This window comes from Roseateles chitinivorans (assembly GCF_002761755.1).
Classification (GTDB): Bacteria; Pseudomonadota; Gammaproteobacteria; order Burkholderiales; family Burkholderiaceae_C; genus Roseateles; species Roseateles chitinivorans.
Map to the genome: position 1 here is coordinate 1 of NZ_PEOG01000192.1, position 481 is coordinate 481.

Genomic DNA, 481 nt, shown 5'->3' on the forward strand with positions numbered 1-481 from the left:
GGTCCGCGGGGATGTCCTCGACCTCGTACTTCTCACCGAGGGCGGTCTCGCCGCGCCACACCTTGGCCTTCATCTCGACCAGGTCGATGATGCCGATGAAGTCGTTCTCGGCACCGATCGGCAGCTGGATCACCAGCGGCTTGGCACCGAGGCGCTCCTCGATGGTGCGCACGGTGAAGTAGAAGTCCGCGCCGAGCTTGTCCATCTTGTTGACGAAGCAGATACGCGGCACGTCGTACTTGTCGGCCTGCCGCCACACCTGCTCGGACTGCGGCTCCACGCCTTCTTTGCCGTCGAACACGGCGACCGCACCGTCGAGCACGCGCAGCGAGCGCTCCACCTCGACGGTGAAGTCGACGTGCCCGGGGGTGTCGATGATGTTGATCTGGTTGTTGTTCCAGAAGCAAGTCACAGCCGCGGAGGTGATGGTGATACCACGCTCCTGCTCCTGCTCCATCCAGTCGGTCGTGGAGGCACCGTC

General features: G+C 63.8%; 1 protein-coding gene. It reads right to left on the minus strand.

The genetic code is table 11. The features are described from left to right. Window positions 1-481, minus strand: a 481-nt coding sequence (locus CS062_RS25340) for a GTP-binding protein (RefSeq protein WP_143742546.1), incomplete at both ends; no start/stop codon positions are given.